At 58.0% G+C, this 635-nt stretch carries 1 protein-coding gene; it reads right to left on the reverse strand.

The genetic code is table 11. The features are described 5' to 3' along the window. Positions 1-205: 205 nt before the first annotated feature. Positions 206-625 (reverse strand): aldo/keto reductase, encoded by a 420-nt coding sequence (locus NW819_RS13735; RefSeq protein ID WP_414414090.1) that lies wholly within the window; start codon positions 623-625, stop codon positions 206-208. Positions 626-635 lie beyond the last annotated feature (10 nt).

The raw sequence follows: 635 nt of genomic DNA on the forward strand, positions 1-635 counted from the left end.
TCCGCACCGCTGACGCGAATGCATCTGGGATGGCCATCTTTGTTCTCCCGTGGTTAACAGCCCCCTCGCCCTACTGGCCAGTTATGTAGCGGTAGGACAGGGCTCTACATCCCATTTTTTGCCAAACTCAATCGTAGGACTGGGATCCCGGCGACAAAGTGCTCCCCACCGCTAACGCAAACGGCAAGGGAACAGAAAGCAACAACTAGGCAGCGCGGGCAGGCGGGGACATAAAGCTGGGGGGAATGGACTCGGGAACATACCTTTGCAAAATATCCTCGATGGTCTGCATCGCTTCCGCATCCAACGACCAGCCCCAAAGGCCGGATATCGCTTCCAGATGATGGGGTTTGCGCGCCCCCCACAGTGCCACACTCACCCCTGGTTGATCCAGCAGCCAGCGCACCGCCAACTGAGCCAAGGTCTTGCCATAGCGATCCTGAGCAAACTGGCTCAATGCCTCTGCCGCCTTTAGGTACTGGGAGTAGCGCGGTTCAACAAACTTGGGATCGATCCCGGCGCGCATGTCCCCTGGGAGGAAGGTGGTTTGCGGCGTCATCCGTCCGCTCAGCAGACCTCGGCAGAGGGGACTGTACACCAAAGTGTGAATGCCGTGCTGATACATTTACGCTGAA

This window comes from Synechococcus sp. R8-2, from assembly GCF_047461715.1.
Lineage (GTDB): Bacteria > Cyanobacteriota > Cyanobacteriia > Thermostichales > Thermostichaceae > Thermostichus.